Annotated in this window: 7 protein-coding genes; 4 read left to right on the top strand and 3 right to left on the bottom strand. The window is 73.1% G+C overall.

The features are described from left to right. Positions 1 to 24 precede the first annotated feature (24 nt). Positions 25 to 1,887 (top strand): neutral/alkaline non-lysosomal ceramidase N-terminal domain-containing protein, encoded by a 1,863-nt coding sequence (locus BN39_RS20480; protein ID WP_019204320.1) that lies wholly within the window; start codon positions 25 to 27, stop codon positions 1,885 to 1,887. Here the strand turns inward: BN39_RS20480 and gdhA are convergent. Both gdhA and BN39_RS20490 read right to left on the bottom strand, forming a co-directional pair. After that, positions 1,880 to 3,223, bottom strand: coding sequence for an NADP-specific glutamate dehydrogenase (gene gdhA / locus BN39_RS20485; protein WP_019204321.1), 1,344 nt, complete (start codon positions 3,221 to 3,223; stop codon positions 1,880 to 1,882). The two genes, BN39_RS20480 and gdhA, sit on opposite strands and share 8 nt — an antisense overlap. 52 nt (positions 3,224 to 3,275) lie before the next feature. Further along, a complete protein-coding gene (locus tag BN39_RS20490) occupies positions 3,276 to 4,259 on the bottom strand; it encodes a S9 family peptidase (RefSeq protein WP_159103267.1) in 984 nt (327 codons plus the stop codon). Positions 4,260 to 4,498: 239 nt separating this feature from the next. On the opposite strand from BN39_RS20490, the gene def reads away from it, so the two are divergent. From def to BN39_RS20505, 3 genes are read left to right on the top strand one after another with little or no spacing between them, the layout of a single operon-like run. Next, positions 4,499 to 5,038 carry a peptide deformylase gene (gene def, locus BN39_RS20495; protein ID WP_040768770.1) on the top strand — a complete coding sequence of 180 codons (540 nt, stop codon included), beginning with the start codon at positions 4,499 to 4,501 and terminating at the stop codon, positions 5,036 to 5,038. Next, positions 5,038 to 5,973, top strand: a complete 936-nt coding sequence (locus tag BN39_RS20500; RefSeq protein ID WP_019204324.1) for a methionyl-tRNA formyltransferase — start codon at positions 5,038 to 5,040, stop codon at positions 5,971 to 5,973. Before def ends, BN39_RS20500 begins: the two co-directional genes overlap by 1 nt. Further along, a complete protein-coding gene (locus tag BN39_RS20505; RefSeq protein ID WP_019204325.1) occupies positions 5,970 to 7,328 on the top strand; it encodes an RsmB/NOP family class I SAM-dependent RNA methyltransferase in 1,359 nt (452 codons plus the stop codon). The genes BN39_RS20500 and BN39_RS20505 overlap by 4 nt, the downstream gene beginning before the upstream one ends. 66 nt (positions 7,329 to 7,394) lie before the next feature. On the opposite strand, the gene BN39_RS20510 is transcribed toward BN39_RS20505, so the two are convergent. Then, a partial coding sequence (locus BN39_RS20510; RefSeq protein WP_040768772.1) for an LGFP repeat-containing protein occupies positions 7,395 to 8,143 on the bottom strand: 749 nt, incomplete at its 5' end.

Below are 8,143 nucleotides of genomic sequence, written 5' to 3' on the forward strand. Positions count from 1 at the left end.
CGTCGCCCGATTAGGCTCGTCCCCGTGCGGACTTCGGGGACGAGTGGTGCGGACGGCATCGGCGTCGGCTGGGCCAAGGCCGACGTGACCGGCGAGCCGTGGGGCGTGGGGATGATGGGCTACGGCATGCCCGGCCAGCGCGGCCGCGGCCTACTCACGCGGCAGTGGGCGCGGGCGTTCGTGTTCGCGGCGGGCGGCGAGCGGGTCGCGTACGTGGTGGCGGACATCGGGATGTTCTTCCAGGCCGCGGCCGACGAGATCACCGGCCGCCTCGCCGTCGCCACGGGCGGGCGGCTCAGCGCCCGCAACACCGTGCTCACCGCGACCCACACGCACTGCGGGCCCGGCGGGCACGGCCGCCACGCCCTGTACAACGTGACCACGCTGGGCTTCCACCGGCGCACCTTCGACAGGCTCGTCGACGGGGTCGTGCATGCGGTACTCGACGCCGAGGCGGCGCTCGCCCCCGCGGACGTCCTGCTCGCGCGGGGCGAGCTCATCGTCGCCTCGGTCAACCGCAGTCCCGAGTCCTTCGACCGCAATCCCGACCGCGACCGCCTGCCCGGCCGGATCGACCCGGCGGTCACGCTGCTGCGGATCGAGCACGACGGTGCGCTCGCGGCCGCGATCGACTGGTTCGCCGTGCACTGCACGTCGATGACCAACACCAACCGGTTGATCAGCTCCGACAACAAGGGCTGGGCCGCGGGGCAATGGGAGCGTGAGTACCGCGACGCCGACCCGGGATTCGTCGCGGCGTTCGCGCAGACCAATTCCGGCGACGTCTCGCCCAACCTGGGCGGCCGCGCGGGCCACGGCCCCACCGCCGACGAGCGCCGCAACACGGCCGAGGTCGGTCTCCGGCAGCTGGCCTGCGCGCAGCGGCTCGCCGCCGGCCCCGGGGTGCACCAGCCCGCCGTGGTGGACCACCGCCTCACGCACGTCGACTTCGCCGCCGCGACGACCGCCGACGGGCCCACCGGCCGGGCGGTGCTCGGCGCCGCCTTCGCCGCGGGCACCACGGACGGGATCGGCTCCACGGCGTTCCGGCAGGGGCTGGGCAACCCGGTCGGTGCGCTCAGCCGCGTGCTCTACCGGCTGCTCCCGGGGCTCGCGGACCGGCAGGCACCGAAGGAGATGCTCCTGCCGGTGGGCGCCATGGGGTGGGTGCAGCAGCGGCTTCCCGTGCAGCTCATCAGGATCGGCGACCTGTATCTGATCTGCCTCCCCGTGGAGGTCACGGTGACCGCGGGTGCGCGGCTGCGCGACGCGGTGGCACGCGAGCTCGGCGTGGGCGAGCGGGACGTGCTGGTGCAGGGATACGCCAACGGGTACGCGCATTACCTCACCACGCCCGAGGAGTACGACGGTCAGCGGTACGAGGCGGGCAGCACGGTGTTCGGCCGGAATCAGCTGGCGGCCTTCGTCGACGCCGCCGCGGGGCTCGCCCGGGCGATGGCCTCGGGCGAGCCGGTCGCGCCGGGCGAGCCGCCGCGGAGGTTCCGTCCCGCGCGGTTCGGCTCACCGTCCGGCTCCACACTGCTCGCCCCGCGACGCCCGGTCCGGGTACGGCGCGTGCGCGGGCCGGCACCGTCGGATCCGGTGGCGCGCGTGGAGTTCGAGTGCGGTCACCCGAACCGGGCCATCCCGGACAGCTACGCGCGGGTGGAGCGGCGCGAGGGCGGAGTCTGGCGGCCCGTCGCCGACGACGACGCGCCGGAGACCGAGACCTCGTGGCGCCGTGGCCGATCCGGATTCGCCGCCACGGTGATCGCGGACCTCGGGGCGCTGGGCCCGGGGGAGTACCGTGTGGGCTACGCGGACGCGGAACGGCCCGGCCACACGGTGTGGGCCGGGCCGTTCGAGACGGGGCGAGGGCCTAGATGACGCCCTGGGCCAGCATGGCGTTGGCCACGCGGATGAAGCCGGCGATGTTCGCGCCGGTCGCGTAATCGCCGGGGCTGCCGTACTCGTCGGCGGTCTCCAGGCAACGGTCGTGGACGCCGCGCATGATGTCGGCGAGGCGGTCCTCGGTGTAGTCGAAGGACCACGAATCGCGGGACGCGTTCTGCTGCATCTCCAGCGCGCTGGTCGCGACGCCGCCGGCGTTGGCGGCCTTGCCCGGCGCGAACGAAACGCCGGCGTCGGAGAACAGCCGTACCGCCTCCGGGGTGCAGGGCATGTTGGCGCCCTCGGCGACGTACGACGTGCCGTTCTTGATCAGGCGGTCCGCGGCGTCGGCGTCCAGCTCGTTCTGGGTCGCGCACGGGATCGCGATGTCGCACGGCACGTCCCACACCGAACCACCGGGGACGTAGATCGCGCCGCGCTCCTCGGCGTACGCCGAGATCCGCTCGCGGCGGATCTCCTTGACGTCCTTGAGCAGGCTCAGGTCGATGCCCTTCTCGTCGACCACGTAGCCCGAGGAGTCGGAGCACGCGACCACGGTGCCGCCCAGCTGCTCGACCTTCTCCGTCGCGTACACCGCGACGTTGCCCGATCCGGAGACCACGACGCGCTTGCCGTCGAACGACTGGCCGCCGGTCTTGAGCATCTCGTCGAGGAAGTAGACGGTCCCGTAGCCGGTGGCCTCGGTGCGCACCTGCGAACCGCCCCAGGTGATTCCCTTACCGGTGAGCACTCCGGACTCGTACCGGTTGGTGATGCGCTTGTACTGGCCGAACAGATAGCCGATCTCGCGACCGCCCACGCCGATGTCGCCGGCCGGGACGTCCGTGTACTCGCCGATGTGCCGGTACAGCTCCGTCATGAACGACTGGCAGAAGCGCATGATCTCGCCGTCGCTGCGGCCCTTGGGGTCGAAGTCCGAACCGCCCTTGCCGCCGCCGATGGGGAGGCCGGTGAGCGAATTCTTGAAGATCTGCTCGAAGCCGAGGAACTTGACGATGCCCAGGTAGACCGACGGGTGGAACCGCAGCCCGCCCTTGTACGGGCCGAGGGCCGAGTTGAACTCCACCCGGAAGCCGCGGTTGAGCTGCACGGCGCCCGAATCGTCCTGCCACGGAACACGGAAGATGATCTGTCGCTCCGGCTCGCAGACGCGGCGGATGACCGCGGCGTCCACGTACTCCGGGTGCTTCGTCACGACAGGGGCGAGGCTCTCGAGGACCTCCCTCGCGGCCTGGTGGAACTCGGTCTCACCCGGGTTCCGCTTCAGGACCTCGTCGTAGAGGGTGTCCAGTGTGCCGTCCACGTGAATCATCACGCGCTCCTTTCCCACCCGGCCGGATCCACCCGCGCCTTTCGGGCGCGGGTCACCGCCCTCCCCGTGGCCGGAACTCGTCGGTGTAACCCAGGATCGACTTCTGCACTACCGGCCAGTAGCGGTTCTGGGCTTGTGAGGGGAGGTAGACGTTGTGACCGGCGCCCTGCAGGAGGAGCGCCTGGCCATGGCCGCCCTTGGCCTTGAGGGCGGCGGTGAAACTCTCGCAGCCCTCGGGCCGCACGATACGGTCCGACGTGCCGTTGAAGCACGTCACGGGGACCTTGGGGTTGATGTTCTGGATCGGGTCGGCCACCGCGAACTGCTGCGGGAACTCGTCGGGCAGCCCGAGGAACAGGCGGGTGTTGACGTTGCCGTCCGCGACCGCGCGCCGCATGTCGAGCACGCCGCCCATCGAGACCACCGCCGCGGGGGTCACGGCGGGGACGCTGCCCATGGCGCCGGGCGTGAGCATCGACCGGGCGGACGCCCACACCGCGAGCTGGCCGCCCGCCGAGTGCCCCGCGACCACCACGTTGTCCAGGTCCAGGTTCGGAGCGTGCTGCGCCTTGACCGTCTGCAGGAAGTCGATCGCCGCCGCGGTGTCGGTGAGAGTGATCGGGTAGCCGCCACCCGCCCCGATGCGGCGGTACTCCACGTTCCAGACCGCGACGCCGTGCGAGACGAGCGAGCGCGCCATCTCCGACATCGACGCGGCCGCCGACGGGGTGCGCCAGCCCCCGCCGTGCAGCAGCACGACGACGGGGACCTGGGCCGGCAGGGTCGGGATCGTCGGATGCGCACCGAGCGGGCCGCCCGACGGGTTCTGCTGGATCACGGGGGCCACCGGCAGGTACAGGTCCCCGTAGTTCTGCGCGGGGTCCGCGATTCCGCCGGGCACCGCGTAGGGGATGCGCTGCGGCTGGACCACCGGGAACCTGCCGACGATCGTCGACGTGCTCATCGGCGGGTAGGAGACGGGCGCGGTCGCGGGTGCCGACGACGAAGGGATACCGGAGCCGACCTGGTCGGTCACGGTGCAGCCCGTGCTGATCAGCACGGACAGGCAGGCGGCGGCACCGATAATCGGCCGCCGGGCGCGCGCGAAGTGCACGTCGTCCCTCTCTCGCCCGGCGGGGCGCGTGGTGGCGTTTCGTCGGAATTCTAAGGCAACCCTCGCCCGGAATCACAGCCCAGGGGTAGATATGTGACGTCCGGGCGCGCCCGCGCCGGGCACGGTCCGGCGGTCGCCGCACGTCGGGGATACTGGACGGCATGAGTGTCCTCCCTGTGCGCATCTATCCGGACCCGGTCCTCCGCACTCCCGCCGAACCCGTGACGGCGTTCGACGCCGATCTGGCGCGGCTCGTCGACGACATGATCGACACCATGGAGCACCATTCGGGTGCCGGTCTCGCGGCCCCGCAGGTCGGCGTGAGCAAGCGGGTGTTCGTGTTCGGCTGCGGCGGTCGCGAGGGGCACATCGTGAACCCGGTGTGGCGCGCGGTGGGCGACGAGTGGCAGACCGGGCCGGAGGGCTGCCTGTCGATCCCCGAGATCCGCGCGGACTGCACCCGCCACCTGGACGTCGTGGCGGAGGGCTTCGACCGGACGGGCGCGCCGATCACCGTCGAGGGCACCGACATCCTCGCCCGCTGCATCCAGCACGAGACGGACCACCTGGACGGCGTGCTGTTCCTCAGCAGGCTCGAGCCCGCGGATCGCAAGGAGGCCATGCGGCGCATCCGGACGGCGCCGTGGTTCACCGATCCCGCGACGACGCTCACCGCGGGTGCGGCCGGGGGCCTCGGCTGATGCGGCTGCTGTTCGCCGGGACCCCCGAACCCGCGGTCCCCGCGCTGCGCGCGCTGATGGACTCCGAGCACGAGGTTGTGGGGGTCCTGACCAGGCCTGACGCGCGATCCGGTCGGGGCCGGAGCGTGCGCCGATCGCCCGTCGGCCAGGTGGCCGACGAGGCGGGCCTGCCGGTTCTCACGCCCGCCTCGCTCCGCACCCCCGAGGCGCGGGCGGCCGTGGTGGAACTGGCCCCGGACTGCTGCCCGGTGGTGGCGTACGGCGGGATGATCCCGCCGGATCTGCTGGACGTGCCCGCGCACGGGTGGATCAACCTGCACTTCTCCCTGCTCCCGGCGTGGCGCGGCGCGGCCCCGGTGCAGGCGGCGCTGGAGGCCGGCGACGAGGTCACCGGCGCGTCCACGTTCCGCATCGAGGAGGGCCTGGACACCGGGCCCGTGTTCGGGGTGCTCACCGAGCGCATCCGTTCCGACGACACAGCGACCGGGCTGCTCGGCCGCCTCGCCGAGCACGGAGCCGAGCTGTTGCGGCGCACCGTCGACGGGGTGGAGGCCGGCGCACTGGACGCCCGGCCCCAGTCGCCCGACGGGGTGTCGCACGCCCCCAAGGTCACCGTCGACGCCGCCCGCGTGCGGTTCGACCGGCCCGCGGGAGCGGTGGACCGGCACATCCGGGCCATGACCGACGCCCCCGGCGCCTGGGTCGGGTACGCCGACGCGCGGCTCAAGCTGGGGCCCGCCGCCGTGGCCGCGGACGCGGAGCCGCTCGCGCCCGGCGCGCTGCGGGTCACGAAGCGGGAGGTGCTCGTGGGGACCGCCACCGTGCCGCTCCTGCTGGGCACCGTGCAGCCGCCCGGGAAGAAGCCGATGCCCGCCGCGGACTGGGCGCGCGGTGCGCGCCTGGAGACCGGCACCGTGATCGGGGGAGACGCATGACCGACGCCGCGCGCCGCGCCGCGCTCGACACCCTCGCCGCCGTCCGCGAGCGGGGCGCGTACGCCAACCTGGTGCTGCCGGGCCTGCTCCGGGAGCGCCGGCTCCAGGGCCGCGACGCGGCGTTCGCCACCGAGCTGACCTACGGCGCGTGCCGTGCGCAGGGGCTGTTGGACGCCGTCATCGAGGAGGCGTCGGGGCGGTCGGTGGACAAGATCGACGGGCCGGTGCTCGACGCGGTGCGGCTCGGCGTCTATCAGCTACTGCGCACCCGGGTGGGTGCGCACGCGGCCGTGGACGAGACGGTCGAGGCGGTCAAGGAGTCGTCGGGGCGCGGCGCCTCCGGCTTCGCGAACGCCGTGCTGCGCAAGGTCGCCAAGGCCGATGAGGACGCCTGGGTGGACCGCGTCGCGCCGCCCGCGGCGGACGACCTCATCGGACATCTCGCGATGCAGTACGCGCACCCGCGGTGGATTGCCGACGCCTTCTGGGAGTCGCTCCGAGCCAACGGAATCCGATCCATGGGGCAGCTGCAGGCGCTGCTCGCCGAGGACGACGCGCGTCCGCCGGTGCACCTCGTCGCGCGGCCGGGGGAGATCTCGGCCGACGAGCTCGCGCTCATCGTCGGGGGCGAGGCGGGCAGGCTGTCGCCGTACGCGGTGTACCTCACCGGCGGTGATCCGGGCGCGCTCGAACCGGTGCGGGACGGGCTCGCGGGGGTTCAGGACGAGGGCAGCCAGCTGGTCGCCCGCGCCGCCGCCGTGGCGCCGCTCGACGGGCCCGACGGGGGCCGCTGGCTGGACCTGTGCGCGGGGCCGGGCGGCAAGGCCGCGCTGCTGGGCTCGCTCGCGGCGATCGACGGTGCGCAGGTCGACGCGGTCGAACCCGCCGAGCACCGGGCGGAGCTGGTGCGCAAGGCCGTCCGCGGGCTGCCCGTCGACGTGCACGTGGCCGACGGCCGCGAATCCGGGCTCGAACCGGGGTACGACCGGGTGCTCGTGGACGCGCCGTGCTCCGGGATCGGCGCGCTGCGCCGGCGCCCCGAGGCCCGGTGGCGCAAGCAGCCGTCGGATGTCGACGGCCTGGCGGTGCTGCAGCGCTCGCTGCTCGAAGCAGCCGCCGCACTGGTGCGGCCGGGCGGCGTGGTGGTCTACGCGACCTGCTCTCCGCACGTCGCCGAGACGATCGACGTGGTCGGCGACCACGCCCTGCTGGACCGGATCGGGCTGGAGCGGATCGACACCCGCCCCCTGGTCCCGGACACGGACCTGCCCCTCGGCGACGGCCCGCACGTCCAGCTCTGGCCCCACCTGCACGGAACCGACGGGATGTTCTTCCAGGCGCTCCGGAAGGTCTGAGACGACGGCAGCGGCCCGCCTCCGAGTGTCGAAGGCGGGCCGTTCGCGCGTGCTGCGGTCCGGGCGTCAGCCCTTGAGGACGCCGCCCTTGGTGAACTCCTGGGTGACCACGCCGCCGGGTCCCGGCTTGGCCTCGCCCTTGGGGTAGCCCATGCCGAAGGCGCCGCCGCCCTTGACCCACTGGTCCTTGATCTTCCCGGACACGACGTGGGCGCCGCCCTCGGGCGACCAGACGATCGACCCGCGCTCGAAGTCGTTGTAGGCGCCGGCGATCGCGCCCGGGGCGGTACCGCCGACAGACAGCTCGCTCATGACGGGCAGGCCCAGCTTGCCGCCGGGGCCGCCCTCCTTGAGGTACAGATCGCGGATGGCGCCGGTCACGCCGGCCGCCTTGCCGCCGGCGACCTTCGGGCTCCAGAAGATGGTGCCGTTGGTGAACTCCTGGCTCTTGCCGCCGCCGGGCAGGCTCTTCTCCGCGGCGAGCGGCTGGCCGTACTTCTTCTGCCCGCCGTCCTTGGTGAACGTGTCCTTGATGGCGCCGTTCACCGGGAACTTCAGCGGCTCGTCGGGCTTCGCGGGGGTGCTCTCCGTGCTCGCCGCGGCCTGGCCGGCGAGCACCTGCGACAGCAGCTTCTGGGCGTTCGGATCGCTGCCGAACATCTTGACCAGGGTCGCCACATCGGTGGTGGGCAGCTGGCCGGTCTTGATGATCTCCTGCACGCCCGGGATCTTCGCCAGCTCGGCGAGCGCGGGCTGCGAACCTGCCGGGACGGCGTTCGCGGTCGAGACGAGGGGGCCGTTGCCGGCCGGTGTCG

Source organism: Tsukamurella sp. 1534, from assembly GCF_000312385.1.
Lineage (GTDB): Bacteria > Actinomycetota > Actinomycetes > Mycobacteriales > Mycobacteriaceae > Tsukamurella.